Origin of the sequence: Vibrio sp. 10N.222.55.C6, from assembly GCF_041473395.1 — a bacterium.
Classification (GTDB): domain Bacteria; phylum Pseudomonadota; class Gammaproteobacteria; order Enterobacterales; family Vibrionaceae; genus Vibrio; species Vibrio crassostreae_C.
Genome location: NZ_JBFRSD010000943.1, coordinates 1 through 287, shown reverse-complemented (window position 1 = coordinate 287; position 287 = coordinate 1). Strand labels below are relative to the sequence as shown.

At 46.0% G+C, this 287-nt stretch carries 1 protein-coding gene; it reads left to right on the top strand.

The features are described from left to right. The coding region (locus AB4486_RS26970; RefSeq protein ID WP_372119847.1) for a ketopantoate reductase family protein at positions 1-287 on the top strand (287 nt) is incomplete at both ends.

Here is a 287-nt window from a genome sequence, read left to right as displayed (position 1 = left end):
GTGATGTCGTGTTTATCGCAACCAAGGCGCACGATAACAGGGCCTTATTCGAGCAAGCCAAAGCCTGGACAAACAAAACGATCGTTTTACTCCAAAATGGCATTGGGGAAGATGAAAAACTCGCTCAAGCACTCGATTCAAGTAACGCTATCATCAGCGCAATCACTCATTTAAAAGCCAGTTACACCACCGCCCCTTATCAGGTCACTTTGCACAATCAGTTACTGGACTGTGTTTACGCCGTTCATCAAGGCCACGCTAACCCGTATCTAGACTCAATATTGAGT